Consider the following 23,726-nt stretch of genomic DNA (forward strand, 5'->3'; position numbering starts at 1 on the left):
CGTACGCCCCCGCGCGGATGCGGCCGGGCGGCCGGACTCCGTAACCTCGCCCTGTGCACCTGCTCCATCGCCTGGCCGCCCACCCCCAGCGCTACGACGCCATGTTCGCGCTGGTCACCGGCGTGCTGGTGATCGGCTGCTCGTGGCCGACACAGAGCGAACAGCCCGACCGGATCCGCCTGGACGCCGCCGCGTTCGCGCTGCTCGCCCTCGGCGCCCTCGCGCTGGCCGTACGCCGCCGCTGGGCGGTGCTCGCCTGTGTGACCACGTTCGCGGTGGTCGCCGTGTTCATCGGCGTCGGCTACCCCTACGGACCGGTCTTCGCCTACGTCATGATCACCGTGTACTCGCTGGCGGCCTGGCGGGACACCCGCTGGTCCGTCCCCGTCACGGCGGTGCTCGTCGTGGTCTACCTCTGGCTGAGCGGATGGGTGGAGAACGAGCCCGACGGGCTGCTGTTCAACCTGATCACCACCACCTTCTGGCTGGCCACCCCGCTGGTCACCGGCATCGCGGTGCGCATGCGGCGGGTGTCGATGGAGCAGTCGGCTCTCGAGGAGCGGCGGCGGCACGCGTACGAGGAGCGGCTGCGCATGGCCCAGGAGGTGCACGACGTCGTCGGGCACAGCCTCGCCGTGATCAGCATGAACGCCGGCGCGGCGCTGCACGTGCTCAGCCGCCGGCCGGACACCGCGCCGCAGGTCGAGGAGTCGCTGCGGGCCATCCGCCAGACGAGCACCGCCGCCCTGGACGAGCTGCGGGTCACCCTGTCCGCGTTCACCGGCGCGTGCCCCGCCCCCGACCGACCCGCGGCCGGGCTGGGCCTGCTGCCCGAACTGGTCGCCGCGACCACCTCCGACCGGCTCGCGGTCCGGCTGACCCTGCACGGCCCGACCCGGCCCGTCCGGCACGCGGTCGACCTGGCCGGATACCGCATCGTGCAGGAGGCCCTCACCAACGTGCTGCGCCACGCCGCGGCCCGGCAGGCCACGGTGGACGTGGCCTACGGCCCGCACGGGGTCGCGCTGACCATCACCGACGACGGCCGCGGCGGTGCCCCGTTGCCCGGCGGCTCCGGGCTGGACAGCATGCGCGAACGCGCCCGCGCCCTGCACGGCGTCCTCGACGCGGCCCCGATGCCCGGCGGCGGCTTCCGCGTGCACGCCGTGATCCCCTACGGCGACGCCCCCGACCCGCGTCCGCTGCCCGCCGGGCCCCAGCCCGGCGAGTCCTTGTCGGCCGAGCCTATGCCCGTCGTGGCCCACCCCGACGGGCCTCCGGCCGGCGAGCCGCTGTCCGGCGTGGCCGCTGCCGGGCCCACTGCCGGCGACCCGCTGTCCGGCGTGGCCGCTGCCGGGCCCACTGCCGGCGACCCGCTCTCCGGCGTGGCCGCTGCCGGGCCCACTGCCGGCGAGCCGCTGTCCGGCGGGCGTCGGACCGCCCGCCCGGTCCCCGGCGGGGTCGCATGATCCGCGTCGCGCTCGCGGACGACCAGGCGCTGCTGCGGCTGGCCATGCGCACCCTGCTCAGCTGCGAATCCGATCTTGAACTGGTCGGTGAAGCCGAGGACGGGATCGGCGCGCTGGATCTCGTCGCCGCCCACCGGCCGGACGTGTTGCTGCTCGACATCCGCATGCCGCGCATGGACGGGCTGGAGGTGCTGCGCCGCCTCGACGGGCCCACCCGCGTGATCGTGCTGACCACGTTCGAGCTGGACGAGTACGTGTTCGAGGCGCTGCGGGCCGGGGCGTCCGGCTTCCTCACCAAGGACGCCGAGCCGGACGAGCTGCTGCGCGCGGTGCGGGTGGTCGCCGCCGGAGACTCGCTCCTGTCGCCCACGGTGACCCGCCGGGTCATCGAGCGGTTCGGCGCGACGCCGGGCGCGGCCCCGCCGAAACGCGTACACCCCGATCTGCACCTGCTCACCGAGCGGGAGCGGGAGATCGTGGGCTGGGTCGCGACCGGCCTGTCCAACGACGAGATCGCAGCCAGCCTCGTGGTCAGCCCCGCCACGGTGCGCACCCACGTCAGCCGCGCCCTCATCAAACTCCACGCCCGCGACCGCGCCCAACTGGTCGTCATCGCCTACCAATCGGGCCTCCCCATCCCCCACCCCTGACCCGCCCCTGATCGTCCGGATCCTTGATCGTCCGACTTGCCAGGCACCTGGGCGAATGCGAGCTCAAGATACGCACAGGTGCCAGGCAGGTCGGACGATCTTGCGCCTGCCGCGCACGGCTGGGCGCGGGGGAACGTAGGCGGGGATACGCGCGCACGCTGATGTGCGCGACGCAGGCGGGGCGCGAGCCTGTCCGGGTTCTTTGACCCGAAGAGGAAGGCCCGCCCATGTCCTCCGCCTGGCAGCGGATCGCCACCGCCCCCGCCGGCCGCCGCACCGCGTGGTCCGTGCTGACCGCGTGGCTGCTCATCGCCGTCGCCGCCACCATGTTCGCCAAGACCGGCGACGTGGAGACCAACGACCTCAGTTCCTGGCTGCCCGCCTCGGCCGAGTCGACCCGTGCCCTCGAACTGGCCGAACGCGAGTTCCCGGCTGCCGAACCGGAGCAGCTGCTGCTGGTGTACGCCCGCGACGGCGGCCTGACCACCGCCGACCGCGACGCGGCCGCGGCCGACGCCACCGCGCTGGCCGCCCTCGCCGCGGGCCCGGTGCCCCCGCCGATCCCGTCCCAGGACGGCGCGGCGCTGCTGGTCACCGTGCCGCTCAGCCCGCAGCAGACGGCCGAGGACGCCGTCGGCCCGGTGCTGGACCAGGCCGGATCGGTGCTGGCCGAGGGCCTGCCCGTGGGCCTGGGCGCGTGGCTGACCGGCGGACCCGCCGCCGGGGCCGACTTCGACGCCGCCTTCGACTCGCTGGACACCACGCTGCTCGCCGTCACCGTCGGCGTGGTCGCGCTGCTGCTCCTGCTCACCTACCGCAGCCCGGTGCTGCTGCTGGTGCCGCTGTTCACCGTCGGCGTCGCCAGCCAGCTCGCGAGCGCGCTGGTCTACCTCGGCGCGAAGTATCTCGGCCTGGTCGTCAACGGGGCCAGCGCGGGCATCCTCACCGTGCTGGTCTTCGGCGCGGGCACCGACTACGCGCTGCTGCTGATCTCCCGCTACCGCGAGGAGCTGACCCGCCACGCCGACCACCGGCAGGCGATGCGCCTGGCGCTGCGGCACAGCCTGCCCGCGATCATCGCGTCCGCCGTCACGGTGATCCTGGCGCTGCTCACCCTGCTCGCCGCGGGCCTGAACTCCACCCGCGGGCTGGGTCCGGTCGCCGCGCTCGGCATCGTCTCGGCGCTGCTGGCGATGACCACACTGCTGCCGGCCCTGCTGGTCATGTGCGGGCGGCGGGTGTTCTGGCCGCTGATCCCGACGGTACGCGACACCGCCGAGCCGGCCCGCGCACCGGGCCTGTGGGCGCGCACCGCCGGGTTCGTGTCCCGGCACGCCCGTCCGATCTGGATGCTCACCGCGCTCGGACTGGCCGCGTTGAGCCTCGGCGCGACCACCCTCGACACCGGGCTGCGCCAGTCGGAGTCGTTCGTGACCAAACCCGACTCGGTACGCGGCTTCGAGGCTCTCGCCCAGCACTTCCCCGCCGGTTCCGGCGACCCCACCGAGGTGTACACCAACACCACCGACGCGGACCGGGTCACCGGCACGCTGCGCGCCCTGCCCGGCGTCGCCGAGGTCGGCGAGGCGGAACCGTCGCTCGCGGGCGGCTGGACCAGGCTGCGCATCGTGCTCGCCGACCCGCCCTCCAGCGACCGGGCCGAGCAGACCGTGCTGCGGCTGCGCGACGCCGTGCACACCGTCGACCCGTCGGCCCTGGTCGGCGGCGCGACCGCGCAGGAACTCGACGAGAACACCACCATGGACGCCGACCTGCGCCTGCTCATCCCGCTGATCCTGGCGGTGGTGCTGGGCGTGCTGATCGTGCTGCTGCGCTCCCTGGTCGCGCCCCTGCTCCTGCTGGGCAGCGTGCTGCTGTCCTTCGGCGCGGCGCTGGGCGCGGCCGCGCTGGTCTACCACGCGATCGGCTTCCCCGCGATCGACCGCTCCGTGCTGCTGCACGGCTTCCTGTTCCTGGTCGCGCTCGGCGTCGACTACACCATCTTCCTGATGACCAGGGCCCGCGAAGAGGTCGCCGTACACGGCCACGCCGAGGGCGTCACCCGAGCCCTGGCGGTCACCGGCAGCGTCATCACCAGCGCCGGCGTGGTGCTCGCCGCGACCTTCTCGGTGCTCTCCCTGATGCCGGTCGTCTTCATGATGCAGGTCGGCATCCTCGTCGGCATCGGCGTCCTCCTCGACACCTTCGTCGTCCGCACCCTCCTCGTCCCCGCCCTCGTCCACCACGTTGGCCCCCGCACCTGGTGGCCCCGCCACCCCTGAAAGGAAGGGCACCTTCACATCGCTATGCGTTGTAGAAGGTGCCCTTCTTAACCGTCCCCGCGAGGGCCCTCTAGTCCAGGCAGGCCACCGGGACCTGCTGCACCGCGTTGTTGGCGAAGCCGCCGCGGTTCCAGGCCTGGTCGACCGGCTGCACCCCGCCCAGCGCATCGACGGCGCGAGCGGTCAGCAGGTGCCGGCCCGGCACCGCGTCCCAGGCGTACGTGAAGCGCCGCCACGCCCACCGGTGACCGGTGTCCGGCTCCAGCTCGGCCGCCGACCAGGTCTCGCCGCCGTCCACGCTGACCTCCACCGAGGTCACCGCGGCCCGGCCGGACCAGGCGCGTCCCTGCACCAGCACCGGTCCCGGGCGCACCACCCGGGCGCGGGACATGAAATCGGGGAAACCGGGCGGGGCGAGCAGCGCCCGCGGCGCGATCCGGGTCACCGGCACGCCCGGATCCTCGGCGTCGCGGCGCACCCGGTACGCCACCGCCTGCTGGAAACCCTCGAACGGCCGGTCCACCAGCGTGATCTCGCGCAGCCACTTCACGTGCGCCATGCCGTACCAGCCGGGCACCACCAGCCGCACCGGGAAACCGTGCTGCGGCAGCAGCGGCGAGCCGTTCATCTCGTACGCCAGCAGCACGTCCTCACCGAGCGCCTCCGCCACCGGCAGGCTGCGCTGGTAGTCCTGCTCGACACCGCGCTCCACGCCGTGATCCGCGCCGGTGAACACCACCTCGACCGCGGACGGGTCGACCCCGGCCGCCGCCAGCACGTCACGCAGCGGCACGCCGGTCCACTCCGCGGTGCCGACCGCCTCCACCAGCCACGGCTGGCTGACCGGGCGGGGCAGCAGCCGGGCCCGGCCGTTGCCCGCGCACTCCATGGTCACCCGTACCGTGCGCGCCGGCATCGCCCGCAGCGCCGCCAGGTCCAGCGTCGACGGCCGGTCGACCAGCCCACCGACCGCGACCTGCCAGGACGCCTCCTCGGCGTACGGGATGTCGTAGTGGATCAGCAGGTAGTGCAGCCCGGCCGGGGTCACGTCGTAGCGCAGCGCCTCCAGCGGCATGCCGTGGTTGCGGGCGGCCAGCGCGAGTTCCTCGGCGCTGATGCCCTCGTCCGGCTCGGCCAGGCGACCGGGGCGGCTGACGTCGTTCAGGGTCGTGTCCACCCGACCAGCATCACCCCTGACCCCGGCGGCACGGAACCCGCCCCACCCTGATCACGGCGCGGTATCCGCGTTCCGTCGACGCCCGCGGTCGCCCCTGGCTGCCGCGGACGGCCCGGGCGGCGTCCACGGGGTTCGCACGGGGCGGCACGGCGCGATGCACTGTGGCACGATCACCCGTCATGAACGGGGAATCTGATCGACAGAAGTCTATTGCAACCGTCGTCGTGGCCGGGCTCGCCGCCTGCGCCGCCGGCATCGTGCTGACCCGCTGGGGTTTGGCCGCGATGCCGCAGCGACTGTTCGCCGGCTATCCGGGAGCACAACTCGCCGTCGGCGCGTTCGAGCCGGGCGTCACCGCGCTGGCGGCGGCACTGACCGTGCTCGCCGCCGGGTTCGTCCCCGCGATCACCCGGCTGAGCGGCTGGGCGGTCAGCGCGGCCGGGGCGCTGCTGACCCTGGCCGGCCTGCAGTTCGCCACCCCGGGCGGCGCGGGCGGCGGTGTCGCCTCGCAGGCACTGCTCGCCGCCGGACTCGGCGTCATGAGCGGCGGCCTGCTGCTCGCGGCCGGGCAGCAGCCGCGCGCCGGGCGGCTCGCGACTGCGGGCGGATTCACCGCCGGACTCGTGCTGGCCTCGTCGGTCGTCCTGCTGCTCGCCCCGCGCGGCTACGATCCCGACGCGTTGTCCCCGGAGATCTACCTGCCCGGGATCGCGCTCGCGCTCGCGGTGGCCGCGGCCGTCGCCGCGATGTCCCGTCCCGTTCCCGCCGCGTCGCCGACCGCGAGCGTGTGGGGTCCGGCGGTCGCGACCGCTGTCGCCGCCGCCGTGCTGTACGCGGGAAATGCCGCCCTCGCCGCCACCGTCGACAGCCTGCGGCTCAGCCGCGACGGCCTCGCCTCTCAGCGGCGCATCGACTTCGTGCAGGACCTCGCCCGCTACGGCATGCTCGCCGTCGCGGTCGCGGTCGGCCTCGTGCTGACCTGGTACGCCTACCGCCGCGGGCGCGCGGACCTGGCCCGGTGGACGGTGCTCTGCCTTGCGCTCGCCGCGCCGCTGCACATGGGCCTGGTCCGCGCGCTGTACCTGCCGTCGGCTCCGTACCTGATGCTGCTCGCGGCCCTCACCGCGGCGGCTCTCGGCGTCGCCGCGGCGGTCTACGCCGACCGGTGGCTGCCCGCGGACGCGCTGGGCATCTGCCTGGCCGGCGCCGGGATCGCGGTCAGCGCCGTCGCCTACCGGCAGGGCCCCTCCTGGGGGTACGCGTCGGCCGTGCTCATCGCGACCGGCACCGGGTTCGCGCTCGCCGCCGGGCTGACCCGGGTGCTGCGCACCGCTGCGGGCGCGCCGGTCGACGTGGCCGGTTCGGCGCTGCTCGGGCTCGGCACGGTGCTGCTCGCCGGGCAGGCCCTCGGCCTGCTGACCATGGAGGCCGCCACCTCGACCGGTTACGGCGGCGACGTGCCGCTGACCCTGCCCGGCCTGTCCGGCGCGCTGGCCGTCGTGTTGCTGCTGCTGTTCGGCCTGTCCCGGGCCGTCGACCGGATCCGCCGCGACATCCAGGACGAGGCCCGCCGCCCTGTGTCGTGACCCGAGGCGGCGGAATCCGATTGCGGAGCACGAGATCATCGAAGGATGACCCCGAACCGCGCCGCGGCGCTGCGATCGCTGCGCGGGCTGGCCCTGGGCGACGCCTTCGGCGAGACCTGGTTCTTCCAGCCTGCCGACAAGTTCGAGTGGCTGCTGTCCGAGCGGCAGGTCCGCTCCGGACCCTGGCCGTGGACCGACGACACCGCGATGGCGCTGTCCCTGGTCCGCGTGCTGACCGAGCACGGCGAGGTGGAGCAGGACGCGCTGGCGGCGGCCTTCGCGAACGCGTACGACGCCGACCCGTACCGCAACTACGGGCCGTCGATGCACGGCGTGCTGCGCGCGGTGTTCGAGGGCGAGCCCTGGCGCGCGGCCACCGGGCGGCAGTTCGGCGGTCAGGGATCGTGGGGCAACGGCGCGGCGATGCGGGTCGCACCGCTGGGCGCCTGGTTCTCCGGCGAACTCGACCGGGTCGTCGCGCAGGCCCACGCCTCGGCCGAGGTCACCCACGCCCACCCCGAGGCGGCAGCGGGAGCGGTCGCGGTCGGCGTGGCGGCTGCCCTGGCGGTCTCCGGAATCGCCGCCGGTGAGCTGATCGAAGCCGTCCTCGCCCGCACCCCGGACGGCGAGGTCGCCTCCGGGCTGCGCCGGGTGGCCCGGCTGCCGTTCGACAGGCATCCGACCTGGGTGGCCGGCGAGGTCGGCTGCGGCCTGCGGATCTCCGCGCCGGACACGGTGCCGTACGCCGTGTGGTGCGCCGCGCGGCACCTCGACGACCTGCGCGAGGCACTGTGGGCGACCGCGTCGGCGGGCGGCGACATCGACACGACTTGCGCCATCGTGGGCGGCATCGTGGCCGCCCGCACCGGCCTCGACGAGGTGCCCGCCACCTGGCTCGACGCCTGCGAGCCGCTCCCCACCTGGGTCGCCACCGCAGGCTGACCGCCACGTTCCACGGCCGTGTTCGCTGTTTCGGGTCGAAACCTGGGGACTGACCGCAGGTTTCGGCACGGAACGGCGATCATGGCGCGGGTGGCCGAGGCTGGTCGGGCCTGGGCGGTGTCAGGGGCGCAGGGTGCCCGTGGGCGGGAGGCCGGCGGAGGCGGTGACGTGGACGGCGGTGGTCCACCAGCCGCTGTCCAGGCGGCCCGCGGCGGTCCAGTCGATGACCCAGTCGAGCATGCTCATCGGCGGCTCGTCGTAGGCCTCGGGCAGCGGGAGCAGGGTGATGCCGCCGTCGGGCTCGACGTACCCGTCCAGCGGCAGCTGCCGCGGCATCGCCAGCCGGGACGGCAGCAGCTTCCACGCCCGGTGGGACGGGTAACTGTGGTCGGTGGCCCAGGTGTCGATGATCCCCGCCCGGACCAGCGGCCGCAGCAGGGACGCGGTGTCGGTGCACAACCGGTCCCGCTTGGGCTGGTATGGCGTGAAGCTGAGCAGCCGCGCCCGGGTCAGCTCGACGCCCGCGGGCCGTCCGGCCGACTCCCGGGTCCGTCCGTCGTGGGATTCGGCCTCCGGCCGCCCGTCCCACTGGTCTGCGGCGGGCTGCCCGTCCCAGGGCTGGGCCTCCGGATGCCCATCCCACGGCTCGGCTTCCGGCCGGGCGTCCGGCAGGTCTGCCGTGCCGGCATGGTCGTCCCACTGCTCGCCGGCCACGGGTCCGGTGTCGTCCGGCTCGGCGTACGCGCGCCGGCGGCGGCCACCGCGCACCTGCCGGTCGTAGGACTCGGCGAGTGCCGTCTCCTCGTCCGGGTCGAGGTCAGCCCCGTGCCGGGCGCGATGCGGCGCGTCCTCGGCGTACGGCAGCTCCTCGACGGCGAGCCCACCGGAGCCGGACACGGGGTCGTCCTCGCGCCGCACGGTCGAAGCTCGCAGTCGTGACGCCCACATCGGCGCACCTCCTGGGGTCCCGGGGAATGGGACGGGACGGGATGAATTCCTGTCCGCCAGAAGGAGTAACGGGTGATCTTTCCGCCGGGTTAGCGGTGATCAGGCAGTACACAAGGCCGATGTGACAAGTTCCTTCCCGGTAACATTCGTCCGAACGTATGTGGCGAGACGCCTTCATGTTGACGAAACATAGCTTCTTGTGCCGGGCCGCCATCGCAACGTACGCCGTATCCACCCCGTCACCAGCGCCATCGCCGCAGTCTTCGCGGTCGCGCTGGTCGTCTCGGGTGCCTTCCTCGTCTATCGCCAGCTCGCCGAGCCGGGCTGCTCCGGGGAGGCGCCGCTGACCGTGGCCGCGCCCGCGGAGATAGCGCCGGCGCTGCAGGAGACGGCCGCCGCGCTGTCCGCGCAGAAGGCCGAGATCGACGGGGCCTGCATCGCCGTCCAGGTGACCGCGGCCGACCCTGCCGACGTCGCGGCCGCGGTGGCCGCGTTGCGCGGGCTCTCGCTGACCGGCGTGGGTCAGCCCAGCGGCAGCACGAAGGTGCCCGACGTCTGGATCCCGGACTCCGCGACCTGGCTGGCCCGGGTGAGCGCCGCCGCGCCCAACACCGCGGTCCAGGAGTCGCCCTCGATTGCGCGCAGCCCGGTCGTGGTGGCCATGCCGGAGCCGGCCGCGACCAGCCTCGGCTGGCCGACGGCGAAGCTGACCTGGCCGGCCCTGCTCCAGCAGATGACCGCCGGCACCAAGCTGCACGTCGGCATCGTCGAGCCGACCCGCGACTCCGCCGGCCTGTCCGGCCTGCTGGCCATGGCGTCGGCGGCGAGCACGTCGTCCAACGCCCAGGCCGCCACGACGGGCGCTCTGCGCACCCTGGCGGCGGGTCGCTCCGCGCTGCGGCAGGACGTGCTGGCGCGTTTCCCACGCGCCAACGACCCCGCCGCGATCGCCTCCGGGCTGAGCGCGGCCCCGCTGTCCGAGCAGGCCGTCATCGCATACAACGCGGCGAAGCCGCCGGTGCCGCTCGCCGGGCTCTACCTGGAGCCCGCGCCGATCGCCCTGGACTACCCGTACGCGGTCATGCCCGGCATCGAGCCGGAGCGCCAGGCCACGGCGGCCCGCCTGCTGGAGGCGCTGCAGACGCCCTCGTTCCGGGACCGGCTCGCCAAGATCGGCCTGCGCGGGCCGGACGGCGGCTTCGGCACCGGCGCGACGACCCCGCGCGGCGCTCCCGAGGTGATGGGCGCCCCGGCGCCCGCCGCCTCGCCGACCGCGGCGACCACCACGGCCGCCGTCGAGCGGCTGCTGTCCACCTGGGTGGCCGTGACGCTGCCGGCGCGCATGCTCGCCGTGATCGACGTTTCGGGCTCGATGCTGCAGCAGGTCGCCACCGCTGGCGGTGCGACCCGTGCCCAGGTCACCCTGGAGGCGGCGCGGCGCGGCCTGGGCCTGTTCGACGACTCGTGGGCGGTCGGCCTGTGGACCTTCTCCACCGAGCTGGACGGCAAGAAGGACTACAAGCAGCTGATGCCGATCGGGCCGCTGTCGTCTAACCGTACGAAGATGCTGTCGACCCTGGCCGCCATCCAGCCCAAGCCGACCGGTGACACCGGCCTCTACGACACGATCCTGGCCGCGTACCAGACCGTGCAGAAGGACTGGGATCCCGGCCGGGTCAACTCCGTGGTGCTGATGACCGACGGCGACAACGACGACAACAACGGCATCTCGCACGATGCGCTGCTGGCCAAGCTCAAGGAGATCGCCGACCCGGCTCGCCCGATCCAGGTCGTCATCCTCACCATCGGCGACGTCAGCACCGACCCGCTCAACAAGATCACCAAGGTGACCGGCGGCGGCGTCTTCTCCGCCAAGGATCCCGCCAAGATCGGCGAGATCTTCCTGAAGGCCATCTCCCTCCGCTCCGGCCAGCCCAGCTGACCCACCAGGGGGGCGGCCCCTCCCGGCCGCCTTCACACCCACGCCCACACCCGGCGCAACTCTTGAAGGCCTGCGGCCTCGGATCACCCCGAAGGCCGCAGGTCTTCAAGAGTTGCGGCCCGAGAGGCGAGGCGGGCGGTCGGTGGGGCGTGGGAGTATCCGGGGATGCTGAGTCAGGAGCTGCGGCGGTTGCCGGGGGTGGCGCGGGGGATCGCCGAGGCAGCGGTGGATGCGGTGGACGCCGCTCGGGTGCGCGACGCCGAAGGGCTGCGTGAGGCGGCCGACCGGCTGGCGGCGGCCGACTCGGAGCACGTCGGGCTGGTGCTCGGCAGCGTCGTCCGCTCGCTGCTGGAGGACCTGCACCCGGACGGGCTGGCCGGCGAGGACATCCAGGACGTGCTGGAGCAGTGCGCACGCGAGACGCTGTCGTGGACCGGCGAGCTGGACGTCGACACCCTGGTCGTGGTGCTGACCGGGGCGCTGGGCGTGCACCAGCAGGAGGACGGGGCGGCCCGGCCCGACCCGCGGCTGCTCGCCTGGCACGCGCCGGTGCTGCTGGCATACCTGCTGACGATCTCGAACCGGCGGCTGGACCCGTATCTGGCGGCCGCCTTCGCGGAGATCATGCGGGCCGAGACGGTGGAGATGCCGTAGCCCCGAGCGCCCTTTGTCCTAATATGAGGTGAACTCACGGGGCGGGGGTACGGGGTGCTCGACTGGCTGGGCGACCTGCTGCGCAGCATCCCCGGGCTGGCCCTGTTCGGCTGCCTGGCGGCCGGATTCACGCTGGGCCGGGTGCACTTCTGGAAGATCACGCTCGGCGGGGTGGCCGGCACGCTGCTGGTCGCGCTCGCCGTCGGCATGCTGGACGTCACCCTGAGCCCGGAGCTGCGCAACGTCGCGTTCGCGCTGTTCATCTTCACGCTGGGTTATCTGGCCGGACCCTCGTTCTTCGCGAGCCTGAACCGCAAGGCGCTGCGGTATGCCGTCTTCACCGTGATCCAGGTGGTGACGCTGGTCGCGCTGGTCTGCGTGGCGACCGTGGCGCTGCGGCTGGACCAGGGCACCGCGGCCGGGCTGCTGGCCGGCGGGACGACGTCGTCGTCGGTGCTCGGCACCGCCGGGGAGGCGATCGGCGCGCTGCCCGTCGGCCCCGCGCGGGTCCGCGAGCTGCAGTCCAACCTGGCCACCGCGTACTCGATCGCGTACATCTTCAGCCTGGTCACCCTCATCCTGTTCACCAGCCAGTTCGTGCCCATGCTGATGCGGGTCGACCTGCGCGAGCAGGCCCGCGCGCTGTGGCGCGAGCTGGGCGGCGAGCCCGAGCGGTCGGACAGCACGACCCAGGCGGTGCCCGGCATCGTGGGGCGGGTGTACGAGGTCACGGCAGCCCACGGGCGCACTCTGACGCAGCTGGCGGAGGCGCTGGGTCCGGACGCGGCGGTGGAGCGGCTGCGTCGCGGTGGCGAGATCACGCCGGTCGAACCGGGCATGGTGCTGCGGACCGGGGACCGGCTCGTGGTGGTCGGCAGGCGGGAGGCGCTGCTGCAGGCGGAGCAGCTGATCGGGCCGGAAACGCTCGGCACCGGAGGCGACCCGCTGAGCCTGGACGTGGCGGAGGTCGTCATCACCGATCCGCGCTTTCGCGGCTGGACGCTGGAACGGCTGCACCAGCAGGTCCCGCCGCGCGGGGTGTTCGTCACCGGCCTGTCCCGGATGGAGCACGAACTGCCGATCAAGCCGTTCACCGACATCACCACCGGTGACACGGTGCGGCTCACCGGTGCGGCGCACGACCTCGACGCGTACACGCCGCTGCTGGGCGTCCGGATCGACCCGGCGGTAAAGGCCGACCTGAGCTTCATCGCGCTCGGTGTCGTGGTGGGCATGCTGGTCGGACAGCTGTCCGTACCGGCGGGCGGGGTGCCGCTGTCCCTCGGCATCGGCGGGGGCTGCCTGTTCAGCGGCCTGTTCTTCGGCTGGCTGCGGGCCCGGCACCCCACCTACGGGCAGTACCATCCCGCCGCCGCCCAGGTGATCCAGCAGTTCGGGCTGGCCACGTTCGTCTGCGCGGTGGGGCTCAGCGCCGGCCCGGCCGCGATCACCCTGCTCGAGCGGTACGGCGTGCTGCTGCCGGTGATCGCTGTGCTGGTCACGGTGATCCCGGCGCTGCTGAGCCTGTGGGTGGGCGCCCGGCTGATGAAGCTGCCCGCCCCGCTGGTCGCCGGATGCATCGCGGGCCAGCAGTGCAGCACGCCCGCGGTCGACGCGGTGCGCAAGGAGGCGGGCAACACCACGCCGCTGCTGTCGTACACCATCGTCTATGCCTTCTCCGCGGTGCTCCTGCCGCTGCTGGGGCCGCTGATCGTGGCCCTGGCGGGGGCGCTGCGATGAGGCGTGATCTTTGGCAGCCTGCCCGGTTAGCGCGTTATGGTCGCTTTGTGAAGTGCCAGGTCAGGCGGCCCGCACGGGTCCGCACCGGGTACCGGGAGTGATCATGACTGTCGACGATCCCGCGGGCCGGACCGAGCGGACCGCCACCACCACGACCGAGCCGCTGCGCGTCGGCGTGGGCTACAGCGACGCCGCCGACGCGGCCGAGGCCGGGCGTGCAGCTTCCGCCGACGCCCTGGCCGGCCTGCACGGTGCGGCCCCGGCACTGATCGTCATGTACGCCTCCGTCTCCTACGACCTGGTGGCCCTGCTGCATGCGGTGCGCCGGGCCACCGGCAAGGCACCCCTGGTCGGCGCGACGACCAGCGGGCAGTTCCACGACGGCAGGCTGATCAACCCCGGCCTCGGGGTGTCCGTGCTCGCGCTGTCCGCCGGGCCGTACCGCTTCGGCACCGCCTCGGTCACCGGCGTCACCGAGGACGGCGACGACGCAGGCCAGCGCCTGGCCCGAGCCGCCCGCGCCGCCGCCGGGCCGGGAACGGCCCCGCACGCCGCCGTACTGCTGCTCACCACCGGACTGGCCGGACACCAGCAGGAGCTGCTCAACGGCGTACACAAGGTGGTCGGTGCGCCGGTGCCCGTGGTCGGCGGCAGCGCCGGCGACGACCGCCTGCTCATCCGCACCTGCGTGTTCGAGAACGACAACGTGCTCACCGACGGCGGCGCCACCGGCGTCTGGATCGCCTCGCCGACGCCGCTGTCGGTCGTCGCCGAGCACGGCTGGCACGACGTGGGCCTGCCGCTGCTGGTCACCAAGTCCGACGGCCTGGTGATCCACGAGATCGCCGGACGCAACGCCGTCGAGGTGTTCCGCGAGCACTTCCACGACGACGTCAACTTCGAACGCCCCGGCCTGATCAAACCCGCGCCCGGCTACCTGTCGGCGTACGCCTTCGGGCTCATCCAGCCCGACGGCAGCAAGCTCGTGCGCGGCGCGTACATCGACGAGGACGGCCTGCTCAAGACGTTCAGCCCGCTGCCGCTGTACGCCCCGGTGCAGATCGTGTCCTGCCGCGCCGAGGACCTGCTGCGCGTCACCGGCGACGTGGTCCGCCGGAGCCTGGCCGGCCACGACGCGTCGGTGCTGCTGGCGTTCAGCTGCGTCGCCCGCCTCGACGTGCTGGCCGAGCAGGGCGCCGAGGAGGCGGCGCTGATCCAGGACGCCGCCGGCGACGTCGCCACGTTCGGCTTCTACACCTACGGCGAGTTCGCCCGGACCACCCGCGTCGCCGGATACCACAACGCGACCCTGACCGCGATCGCGCTGTGACCGCCGCCGTGCCTGCCGACAGCGAGACCGAGCAGCTCAGACGGCAGCTTGCCGAGGCCGTCGACGCCGCCCGCGATGCCTACCGCGACACCACGCGACTCATTCAGCTGCTCGACCTGCTCGGCCGCCCGGCCGGATCGGCGGAGCTGATCGGCGACATGCTGAACGTGCTGTCCGACGCCTTCTTCGCCGACGTCGTCTGCATGGCCCGGGTGACCGGGGACCGGCTCGTCGTGTCCGGGTCCTGCGGACTGCCCGAGGACGACCCTGCGTACGCCGAGGGCTGGCCCGTGGGCGAGGCCGCACGCCGCACGCTGGCCACCACCGAGCCGACCGCCCTGCACGGCGACGTGCCCGGCGAGGACGCCCCGGGTTCGGTGGCGGGACTGGGCATCCGGTCGGCCGCCTGGATCCCGCTGTCGACCGAGCCGTACGCCGATACCCTGCTCATCCTGTTCCGCAGCCTGGACCAGCCCTTTGCCGTCGCCGACCTGCGCATGCTGACCTCGGTCGCGGCCCGGCTGCACATGGCGCTGGAGGAGCGCGAGCGCCACGCGACCATCGAACAGCTCGCCCACTACGGCCACCTGCTGGCCCGCCACCTGGCGGTGGAGCCGCTGCTCGACGAGGCCGCCGAGCTGCTGCGCCGGCTCACCGACGCGGACCGAGCCTGGGTGGTCACCGTCGAAGGCGGCCAGGGGCAGCTGCGCGCCCACCGCGGCCTGCCGCCCGAGCTCACCGCCGCCTGGCCGGTCGCCGCCAAGAGCCTCGACGACCTGCCCGCCTGCGACACCGGGCTGCCCGAGATGCTGAAGGTCGCCGTCTCCCGGGAGAACGGCGCGACCACGCTGCTGTGCGCCGGACGCGAACGCCCCCGGCCATTCGCCCAGGGCACCCTCGAGATCATGACGATCTTCGCGAACTACCTCGGCGTCGCGCTGACCAACGCCGAGCTGTATCGCGCGCTCGCCGACCGGGCCACCCGCGACCCGCTCACCGGCCTGGCCAACCGCAGCGCGCTGGTGTCGCACCTGGACACGCTGCTGCACACCGACGACCCGACCCGCATCGGCGTGCTCTTCTGCGACCTCGACGGGTTCAAGGCCGTCAACGACCTGCTCGGCCACGAGGCCGGCGACGAGCTGCTGATGCAGGTCGCCGACCGGCTGCGCAGCAGCGTACGCCCCGACGACCTGCTCGCCCGGTTCGGCGGCGACGAGTTCGTCATCGTGCTCGACCGGGTCAAGCAACTGTCCGAGGTCGCCGAGATCGGGGCCCGGGTCTGCGCCGACCTGGACGACCGGCTCGTGGTCAGCGGCGAGCAGGTGCACGTCTCGGCCAGCATCGGCGGCGTGCTCGGCATCCGCGGCCAGGCCACCCCGAGCACCATGCTGCGCGACGCCGACGCGGCCATGTACGTGGCCAAGGCCCGCGGCAGCGGCCAGGTCGAGGTGTTCGACGAGGACGCCTCGCACCGCTCCCGCGACCGGCTCGACCTGCGCTCCGAGCTGCCGCTGGCCCGTTCGCGCGGGCAGCTGCACCTGGCGTACCAGCCGATCTTCGCGCTCGACAGCCGCGCCATCGTCGCCTTCGAGGCGCTGCTGCGCTGGACCCACCCGCACCACGGCACGGTGCCGCCGGACGTGTTCATCCCGCTGGCCGAGGAGACCGGGGCGATCGTCGAGATCGGCCAGTGGGTGCTGGCGCAGGCCTGCCGACAGCTCGCCCAGTGGCACCGCCTGCCCGAGGGGCGCGGCCTGGGCATGAGCGTGAACCTCTCCCCCGTGCAGCTGCACCAGGCTCGAGCCGCCGAGCGCACGCTGGACGTCATCCGGGCCGCCGGGCTGCACCCCGCCGACATCTGGCTGGAGATCACTGAACACAGCTACCTGCGCCACGAGGTCACCGAATACGCCGGTGCGCTCGGCGCGGCCGGGGTGCACCTGGTGCTCGACGATTTCGGCACGGCGTACTCGAACCTGAGCTACCTCAAGCGGCTGCCGATCGAGATCCTGAAGATCGACAAGTCCTTCGTCAGCGGCGTGACCGGCGCGGGCGGCGGCCACCTGGACCTGAGCATCGTGCGGGCCATCCTGGCCATCGCCGACTCGCTCGGGCTGGTCGCCATCGCCGAGGGCATCGAGACCGAGGACCAGCGCGCCACCCTGCGCTCCCTCGGCTGCCGCCTCGGTCAGGGCTACCTGCTGTCCCGCCCGCTCCCCGCCGCCCAGGCGGGCCTGCTGCTGCGCCCCCAGGAACAGATGCCCGCCCGCGCCCACCGCGCCGACTGACTCGTTTTCTGATCGACGGTGGCCTATCTCATCGAATTTTCGTCGATCGGATTCGATGAGATAGGCCACCGTCTACGCGAGGGTGGCGGTGCGTCGGGTGGCGGTACGTCGGGCGGCGGTGCGTCGGGCGGCACGGTTGCGGCGGCCCGTCGGCGGTGACGGGGGTTCGGGGCTAGGTGATCAGCAGGGGCGGCGGCCGGCGAAGCCGGTGTCGCTGCGGTGGTACCAGTCGATGCCCTCGTCGCCTTCCAGCCAGCACCAGCGCACCGCGCGGCCGTCGTGCTCACCGGGGAAGTCGAGCAGCAGCGGGGCGAAGCCCTTGACCTCGATGTCCTGGTCGGCGATCTCCTCCAGCGCGGCGTAGAGCCGCGCTTCGAGGGCCTTGGCCTCGGCCAGCCCACCCAGCTCGCTGTGCCCGCCGGTGTCCAGATCGGCGCGCAGCTCGGCGAGGTCGGCCCGTACGCCGATCAGCTCTTCGAGCTGCGGCATCAGTGCGGCGAGCCGGGTGCGCGCTTCGTCCAGGGTGAACATCACCCCAGTATGTCGACCCCGCACCAGCTCACGGCACCGGGGCGACACCGCCCGGCGGGTCAAGGTCATCCGACTTGCCAGGCAGGTGGGCGAAAGCGGGACCAACATACGCACAGGTGCCTGGCAAGTCGAAGGATCGAGGGCGGGCCGGATTCACTCACGGACGACTTGGTCACTCTGCGCGATCCTAATACAACGCTGAAGCGTCGGAGGGGTCGTGATCACCTACTATCGTGATGAGACGGTGGCGGTGACCTCGACGTACGTCCAGGTCGAGGACCGCCGGTTCCGCCTCTCCGAACTGCGCTACGTCTGGCACCGCCAGGAGCGCCCGGACTGGCAGGTACGCCGCCGCACGGCCGGCCGCGGGATCCTCAACCTTCTGATGATCCTGTCAGCCTTCGCCGGTTTCGTCGCACTGGTCGGGTTGATCGCATCTGCCTACGGCGAGTCCCGCGTCGCCGCCGCGCTCGGCAGACTGCCGTTCCCGCGCGACACCCTCCTGCTGGTCGCGGTGCTGCTCCTGGTGCTCGGGCTGGTGCCGCTGCTGTGGGAGTGGGCGCTGCACCGCATCGACGACAGTTACGACCGCGGCAACGCCATCTACGAAGTCTGGGCCGATACCCAGGGCACCCAGGTCCTCCTGCTGCGCATCGACGACGCCGCCCGCTTCGGCAAGATCTACCGAGCCCTCCAACGCGCCCTCGGCCAATAACCCTGCCCGACCCGCCGCCCACCCTGGCGCAACACCCTGGCGCAACTCTTGACGAGTCGCGGTCTCACGGGCCTGCCGAGGCCGCATGTCATTAAGAGTTGCGCCAGGTGAGGCGGCCGCCCGGCAGGGCGGGGGTGACGGGGCGGATGGTGGGGACGGGTGAGGTGGGACGGGTGGGTCAGGTGAGGGTGACGGTGCCGGCGGCGCCGTCGACGGTGATCTGCCGGCCGGTGGTGATGCGCGTGGTGGCGTCGGGGACGCCGACCACTGCGGGGATGCCGTACTCGCGGGCGACCACCGCCCCGTGCGAGTTCGCCCCGCCCATCTCCATGACCAGGCCGCCCGCGGTGAGGAACAGCGGGGTCCAGCCGGGGTCGGTGGACGGCGCGACGAGGATCTCGCCGGGCTCCAGGTGCGCGCCGACCGGGTCGAGGATCACCCGGGCGGTGCCGGTGACCCGCCCGGCCGAGGCGGGCGTGCCGGTGAGCGCCCCGTCGGCACTGCCCGCGGCCGCCTTCGCCGCGGGTTCGGTGCCGTCGGACAGCAGCACCCGCGGGATGTGGCGGCGGCGCAGCTCCTCGTCGTACGCCCGGCGGCGCGCCTCGACCAGCTCCCGCTGGTCCGTTCCGGACAGTGCCGCGCGGGCCTCGGCGAGGTCGAGGAAGAAGACATCGTCGGCCTCGGCTAGCCGCCCGTCCTTGGCCAGCTCGGCCCCGACCAGGGCGACCTGCTGCCGACATGCCGCGATGATCCGCACCATGTAGTACTTGGGCAGTTCGCGCACCCCGGCCAGCTGCCGGGCCCGGCCGAGCATGGCGCGCACCAGCCTGCCGCGCAGGCGGCTGCGCTTGCCGGCTCGGCCGGCCAGGGTGTCCACCATCGCCTCGGCCTCGGCCGCGCCCTGGGCGAACAGCCGGTCGGGCGTCAGCGTGGCGCCGTCGGACGGGTCCATCCGCAGGTAGTTGGCCAGTACGCCGAGGATGTAGCGCGGATCGTCGGACCAGCGCGGCATACCCATGTCTATCTCCGCGACGGCACGGTGGCCGTACCGCGCCAGGAACTCCGCGGTCCCGGCCTGCGCCGCGGCGGGCATGGTGCCGGCGGTGTACCGGTGCGCGAGCTCGTCCACCTTCGCCGCGGCGAACAGCCGGGCCGTGGTGTCGTCGGCGTGCAGCCGGACCGCCAGGTGCCACAGCTCCAGGTCCATGTCGGTGGTGACGTTGTGCGGAATGCCCCGCAGCACCGCCTGCACGTCGCCGACCTGGGCGTCGGACCCGAGCAGCTTGTCGGCGATGCCGAGCGCGGCGAAGCCCGCCGCGGCCACCGGCATGACGCGCGGCAGCAGCGGGATGACCTCCGTCCCGAGCACGGTCTCGACGAAGTCCAGCCGCTGGGCCCCGGTGGCCCGCTCGGGCGCGGTCAGCCGGCTTTCCAGCTCCGCACCGACCCGGTCCACGGCAGCCAGCCCGCGCTGCGGCCTGGCCAGCGCCTGCACCAGCTTCACCGGCACCCGGTGCCGGAACGCGACCCGGCCGACCCGCCGCACGAACGGCAGGCGCGAGCGGCGGGTCACTGTGAACCGCGGGTCCTCGAACAGCTCCAGGAAGATCGCCGCGGAGCGGGCCTCCATGACCCCGAGGATCTTCGGGATCAGGGTGCGGCCGATGGTGCTGCGTACGCCCGTGGTGACGTCGATGAACAGACGCTGCCCGGCGGGGGCGAACACGGCGGGTCCGGCGAGCGGGTCGGCGACGACGAAGCCGAACAGGCGCGCGGCCGACGAGGCCAGCACCCGGAACGCGGCCATGCCCATCGGCGTGATCGGACGGTACAGCCCCTGGGCCACGCTGAAGCAGAAGTAGGCCCGGGTGTCCGCGCCGCTCGCGGCAGTGCTGTCCAGGGCGGTGTGTTCCGGCAGTGGGAACAGTGTCGTGACGGGACGCGCCTGGGTGAGCCACAGCGTCCCGTCCCCGTCGATGGCCCACTCGGTGTCCTGCGGCGCGCCGTAGTGCGCCTCGACCCGGTCGCCGAGCGCGGCCAGCGCGAGCACCTGCGCGTCGGTGACGCAGGCGGTGTCGCCGCCGGCAGGCAGCGCGACGTGCTCGGTGCCGCCGCCGGGCAGCGACCGGATGGCGAGGCGCTTGTCGCCCAGCCGCCGGTCGAGGATGACCCCGCCCGCGGTGTCCACCACGAAGTGGTCGGGGTTGACCGCGCCGGAGACCACCGCCTCGCCGAGGCCCGGGCTGGCGTCGATGACCGCCTGACGGCGGCGTCCGGTCACCGGGTTCGCGGTGAACAGCACCCCGGCCACCGCGGAGTCGACCATGCGCTGCACGACGACGGCCAGGCGCACCGTGCGGTTGTCGATGCCGTTGGTGGCCCGGTAGACCACGGCTCGGTCGGTCCACAGCGACGCCCAGCAGCGGCGTACGGCGTCGATGACGGCGTCCTCGCCGACGATGTTGAGGTAGGTGTCCTGCTGCCCGGCGAAGCTGGCGAACGGCAGGTCCTCGGCGGTGGCCGAGGAGCGCACCGCCACCGGCACGTCGTCGCCGAGCCGGGCATACCCTGCGGCGACCGCGGCGGCGATGTCGGCCGGGATCGGGGCGGCCAGCAGCGCCGTCCGCGCCCGGCCGGCCAGCACGGTGAGCGCGGGTACGTCGGTCGGCGCAGTGCGCGCCAACGCCTGGTGGATCTCGTCGAGCTGCGCGGTGTCGGCGACCACCCGGTATGCCTCGGTGGTCAGGCACAGGCCGGGCGGCACCGGCAGCCCGGCCCGGGTCAGCACGCCCAGGTTGCCGGCCTTGCCGCCGACCACCGCCAGCATCCCGGCGTCGATGTCGGCGAAGTCGAGGACGAGGTCCGTGGCGGGGGTCAGCGTCGCGCTCATGCCTTCTCCTCCCCACGCTCGTCGGCGGCAGGGGTCTCACGCCGCATGTCCTGCTCCCGGTGCTCGCTCATCCAGGTGCCTCCTCGAGGCCTTGCCGAGCAGCGCCATGGCCTGGCTCACCTGGCGCTGCTCATCGTCGGTCAGGTACGTCATCAGCTGCCGCTGGGCCTGCGCCCGTACCCGCTCGAAGGCGCGCAGGTAGTCGCGGCCCGCCGGGGTGATCTGCAGCCGTTTGGCCCGCCGGTCGGCGGGGTCCTCCGTGCGCTCGACCCAGCCGCGCCGCACCATGTGCTCGATCAGCCGGCTGGTCACCGACATCGACCGGCCGACCTGCTCGGAGAGATCGCGGACCGTGGGGTGCGGGCCGCTGTCGAGCACGTAGAGGGTGGCCATCTGCAGCAGGTTGGGCTCCTCGTCGCCCATCCGGCGGAGCAGGCCGAGCAGGAAGTCCGGGATGAGCGCACGCCGGAACAGCCCGATGTCCTCGGCGAGCTGGTCGCGCTGAGTCTCCACGGCACCCCTCTATGTTTGCGACTTCGCAACTAATGCGTTAACACAATCTTAACGCGCCACGTCGGCATCAAGTCAACGTGCGATGAAATATCCGCCGGGTAATGCCCGCCACACGAACGGCCCGGCGCTGCCCGGCTCAGCCGTTGTCCAGGCCCGCCCGGTACGCCATCCGGGCGGCCTGCACCCGGTTCTCCGCGGCCAGCTTGGCGAGGATCGCGCTGACGTAGCCCTTCACCGTGCCCTCGGTCATGAACAGCTCCGCACCGATGTCGGCGTTGGACAGTCCTCGCCCGACCAGGCGCAACACGTCGACCTCCCGCGCGGTCAGCGACTCCAGCTGCGCCTTCTCCTGCGCGGACAGACGCGGCGCCTGCTCGGCGATGGCATCGATGACCTGCCGGGTGACCGCCGGGTCGAGCATCGCGTGGCCCGCGTACACCGCCCGCAGCGCCCGCAGCAGCTCGTCGGCTGGCGAGTCCTTGAGCAGGAAGCCCGCGGCGCCGGACCGGATCGCCTCGTCGACGTACTCGTCGGTGTTGAAGGTGGTCAAAATGATCACGTGGGGTGGCTGCTCCAGGTCCAGCAGCTGCCGGGTGGCGGTCAGCCCGTCCATGCCGGGCATCCGGATGTCCACCAGGGCGATGTCCGGCTTGGCCCGCCGGGCCGCCTCGATCGCACTGCGCCCGTCGCCCGCGTCGGCGACGACCTGCAGGTCCTCCGCCGCGTCGATGATGGTGCGCAGGCCGCGCCGGACGATGTCGTTGTCGTCGACGACCATGATCTTGATCATTAGCCTTCTCCCGCGGTGACCTGGGGTGACGCCACGACACCGTCGCCCGGCGGCACGGCCCTGGGCTGCCCGGCGGGTGGGATGACCGCCGTTACCCGGAACCCGCCACCGGGCAGCGGCTGTGCGGCGAACTCGCCGCCGAGCAGGTCGACCCGCTCGCTCAGCCCGATCAGACCGTGCCCTGAGCTGGGCAGGCCCGCCCCCAGGCCACCCGGCGGTCCGTCGTTGTCCACGGTGATGTGCACGCCGTCGGCGGCGCACCGCACCCCGACCCGCACCGGCGCGCCCGGTGCGTGCTTGACGGCGTTGGTCAGCGACTCCTGCACCAGCCGGTACACCGCGCGCTGGGTCTGGTCGGCCAGCAGCTCGGGGAAGCCGGTGACGTCCAGTTCCACCGGCATCCGGCCCACCCCGCGCATACGCTCCACGAGAGCGGGCAGGTCACGCGCGGTGGGCTGCGGGGCCAGCGGGGCCCTGTCGCCGGCCGCGCCGCGTGCGTTCAGCAGGCCGAGCAGGCCGCGCAGCTCGGTCAACGCCTCGCGGCCCTCGTCGCGGATCCGGTCCACTTCCGGACGCACCGACGGCGCCTGGGCCTCCGGGACCGACTGCAGCGCGGTGGCCGTGACGACCATGTTGCTGACCCGGTGCGCCACCACGTCGTGCATCTCGCGGGCGATGCGGGCGCGCTCGGCCCGGCGCGCGGCCTGCGCCATCATGTCCCGTTCCCGCTCGAGGTCCCCGGTCCTGGCGCGCAGGCTGACCACCAGGTCCTGACGCACCCCCGCGGCGAAGCCCAGCACCAGCGGCCCCAGAGCGAAGGACAGGGTGTACGCCCACGCGCGCACATCGGCCGCCAGTCCTTCGAGCGCCGACAGCGCCTGCACGCCCACCCCGAACACGGACAGCACGCCCAGCTGCCACCAGTGCCGGGCGATGACACCCATCGTGTACATCATCACCGCGAACACGAACGGCGTGAACGCGAGCAGGTGGCACGCCGCCACGAACAGGGTGACGGCCAGCGGCCGGCGCCGCCGGGCGAGCAGCGACAGCCCGGCGGCGAGGGTCAGCACCTCGGCCGCCACCGATCGGCCGAGCAGCCCCGGCGTACCGGCGCCGACCAGCTCGTCGATCTGGCCGACGATCAGCGCGACAGCGGTGATGACGAAGTCGAACCAGGTCAGGCGGGGCTTCTCGGCGGCGTCGCCGGGCATCCGCGGCCGCAGATCCCCCATACCCGACATCTCATCACCAACACAGCGGCGCAGGGGCCGAA

The 23,726-nt window shown here is 73.3% G+C and carries 18 protein-coding genes; 11 read left to right on the plus strand and 7 right to left on the minus strand.

Features of this window, described 5'->3' with window-relative positions; translation table 11 throughout:
- Nucleotides 1-53 precede the first annotated feature (53 nt).
- The 3 genes from FLL47_RS32595 (at nucleotide 54) to FLL47_RS32605 (ending at nucleotide 4,401) form a co-directional block, all read left to right on the plus strand.
- Nucleotides 54-1,469, plus strand: a complete 1,416-nt coding sequence (locus FLL47_RS32595; protein ID WP_144126444.1) for a sensor histidine kinase — start codon at nucleotides 54-56, stop codon at nucleotides 1,467-1,469.
- Nucleotides 1,466-2,119 carry a response regulator gene (locus FLL47_RS32600; protein ID WP_144126446.1) on the plus strand — a complete coding sequence of 218 codons (654 nt, stop codon included), beginning with the start codon at nucleotides 1,466-1,468 and terminating at the stop codon, nucleotides 2,117-2,119. The genes FLL47_RS32595 and FLL47_RS32600 overlap by 4 nt, the downstream gene beginning before the upstream one ends.
- A gap of 227 nt (nucleotides 2,120-2,346) precedes the next feature.
- On the plus strand, nucleotides 2,347-4,401 hold the full coding sequence (locus FLL47_RS32605) for an MMPL family transporter (RefSeq protein ID WP_144126448.1): 2,055 nt from the start codon (nucleotides 2,347-2,349) through the stop codon (nucleotides 4,399-4,401).
- Between the two features lie 70 nt (nucleotides 4,402-4,471).
- Here FLL47_RS32605 and FLL47_RS32610 read toward each other — a convergent pair whose 3' ends face one another.
- Nucleotides 4,472-5,578, minus strand: a complete 1,107-nt coding sequence (locus tag FLL47_RS32610; RefSeq protein WP_144126450.1) for a sulfite oxidase — start codon at nucleotides 5,576-5,578, stop codon at nucleotides 4,472-4,474.
- A gap of 179 nt (nucleotides 5,579-5,757) precedes the next feature.
- Here FLL47_RS32610 and FLL47_RS32615 point away from each other — a divergent pair, with 179 nt between their 5' ends.
- Together FLL47_RS32615 and FLL47_RS32620 are read left to right on the plus strand one after the other, a co-directional pair.
- Nucleotides 5,758-7,164, plus strand: a complete 1,407-nt coding sequence (locus FLL47_RS32615) for a hypothetical protein (protein ID WP_144126453.1) — start codon at nucleotides 5,758-5,760, stop codon at nucleotides 7,162-7,164.
- 45 nt (nucleotides 7,165-7,209) lie between these two features.
- Nucleotides 7,210-8,106 carry an ADP-ribosylglycohydrolase family protein gene (locus FLL47_RS32620; RefSeq protein WP_144126455.1) on the plus strand — a complete coding sequence of 299 codons (897 nt, stop codon included), beginning with the start codon at nucleotides 7,210-7,212 and terminating at the stop codon, nucleotides 8,104-8,106.
- A gap of 120 nt (nucleotides 8,107-8,226) precedes the next feature.
- Here FLL47_RS32620 and FLL47_RS32625 read toward each other — a convergent pair whose 3' ends face one another.
- Entirely contained in the window at nucleotides 8,227-9,054 is an 828-nt protein-coding gene (locus tag FLL47_RS32625) for a hypothetical protein (protein ID WP_144126457.1), read from the minus strand.
- A gap of 199 nt (nucleotides 9,055-9,253) precedes the next feature.
- On the opposite strand from FLL47_RS32625, the gene FLL47_RS32630 reads away from it, so the two are divergent.
- The 5 genes from FLL47_RS32630 (at nucleotide 9,254) to FLL47_RS32650 (ending at nucleotide 17,011) form a co-directional block, all read left to right on the plus strand.
- Complete coding sequence (locus FLL47_RS32630; protein ID WP_246158949.1) at nucleotides 9,254-10,996, plus strand: VWA domain-containing protein; 1,743 nt, start codon at nucleotides 9,254-9,256, stop codon at nucleotides 10,994-10,996.
- Between the two features lie 165 nt (nucleotides 10,997-11,161).
- Entirely contained in the window at nucleotides 11,162-11,650 is a 489-nt protein-coding gene (locus FLL47_RS32635) for a hypothetical protein (protein ID WP_144126459.1), read from the plus strand.
- A gap of 54 nt (nucleotides 11,651-11,704) precedes the next feature.
- A complete protein-coding gene (gene aspT / locus FLL47_RS32640; protein ID WP_246158950.1) occupies nucleotides 11,705-13,390 on the plus strand; it encodes an aspartate-alanine antiporter in 1,686 nt (561 codons plus the stop codon).
- A gap of 103 nt (nucleotides 13,391-13,493) precedes the next feature.
- Entirely contained in the window at nucleotides 13,494-14,720 is a 1,227-nt protein-coding gene (locus tag FLL47_RS32645) for an FIST signal transduction protein (RefSeq protein WP_144126461.1), read from the plus strand.
- Nucleotides 14,717-17,011, plus strand: a complete 2,295-nt coding sequence (locus tag FLL47_RS32650) for a putative bifunctional diguanylate cyclase/phosphodiesterase (protein ID WP_144126463.1) — start codon at nucleotides 14,717-14,719, stop codon at nucleotides 17,009-17,011. Before FLL47_RS32645 ends, FLL47_RS32650 begins: the two co-directional genes overlap by 4 nt.
- A 180-nt stretch (nucleotides 17,012-17,191) precedes the next feature.
- Here the strand turns inward: FLL47_RS32650 and FLL47_RS32655 are convergent, their stop codons facing one another.
- On the minus strand, nucleotides 17,192-17,542 hold the full coding sequence (locus FLL47_RS32655; protein WP_144126465.1) for a DUF2203 domain-containing protein: 351 nt from the start codon (nucleotides 17,540-17,542) through the stop codon (nucleotides 17,192-17,194).
- A gap of 217 nt (nucleotides 17,543-17,759) precedes the next feature.
- Between FLL47_RS32655 and FLL47_RS32660 the strand changes: the two genes are divergently transcribed.
- A complete protein-coding gene (locus FLL47_RS32660) occupies nucleotides 17,760-18,257 on the plus strand; it encodes a DUF6232 family protein (RefSeq protein ID WP_144126468.1) in 498 nt (165 codons plus the stop codon).
- A 178-nt stretch (nucleotides 18,258-18,435) separates the two neighbouring features.
- Here the strand turns inward: FLL47_RS32660 and FLL47_RS32665 are convergent, their stop codons facing one another.
- The 4 genes from FLL47_RS32665 to FLL47_RS32680 all read right to left on the minus strand — a co-directional run bounded on the left by FLL47_RS32665 (nucleotide 18,436) and on the right by FLL47_RS32680 (nucleotide 23,685).
- Entirely contained in the window at nucleotides 18,436-21,147 is a 2,712-nt protein-coding gene (locus FLL47_RS32665) for a PEP/pyruvate-binding domain-containing protein (protein ID WP_144126469.1), read from the minus strand.
- A gap of 36 nt (nucleotides 21,148-21,183) precedes the next feature.
- Nucleotides 21,184-21,660, minus strand: a complete 477-nt coding sequence (locus FLL47_RS32670; RefSeq protein WP_144126471.1) for a MarR family winged helix-turn-helix transcriptional regulator — start codon at nucleotides 21,658-21,660, stop codon at nucleotides 21,184-21,186.
- Nucleotides 21,661-21,796: 136 nt separating this feature from the next.
- The gene (locus FLL47_RS32675) at nucleotides 21,797-22,450 is read right to left on the minus strand and encodes a response regulator (RefSeq protein WP_144126473.1); all 654 of its coding nucleotides are present in this window, start codon (nucleotides 22,448-22,450) and stop codon (nucleotides 21,797-21,799) included.
- Entirely contained in the window at nucleotides 22,450-23,685 is a 1,236-nt protein-coding gene (locus FLL47_RS32680) for a sensor histidine kinase (RefSeq protein ID WP_144126475.1), read from the minus strand. The genes FLL47_RS32675 and FLL47_RS32680 overlap by 1 nt, the downstream gene beginning before the upstream one ends.
- Nucleotides 23,686-23,726: the final 41 nt, after the last annotated feature.

It is taken from the genome of Catellatospora sichuanensis, assembly GCF_007483665.1.
GTDB classification, from domain to species: Bacteria; Actinomycetota; Actinomycetes; order Mycobacteriales; family Micromonosporaceae; genus Catellatospora; species Catellatospora sichuanensis.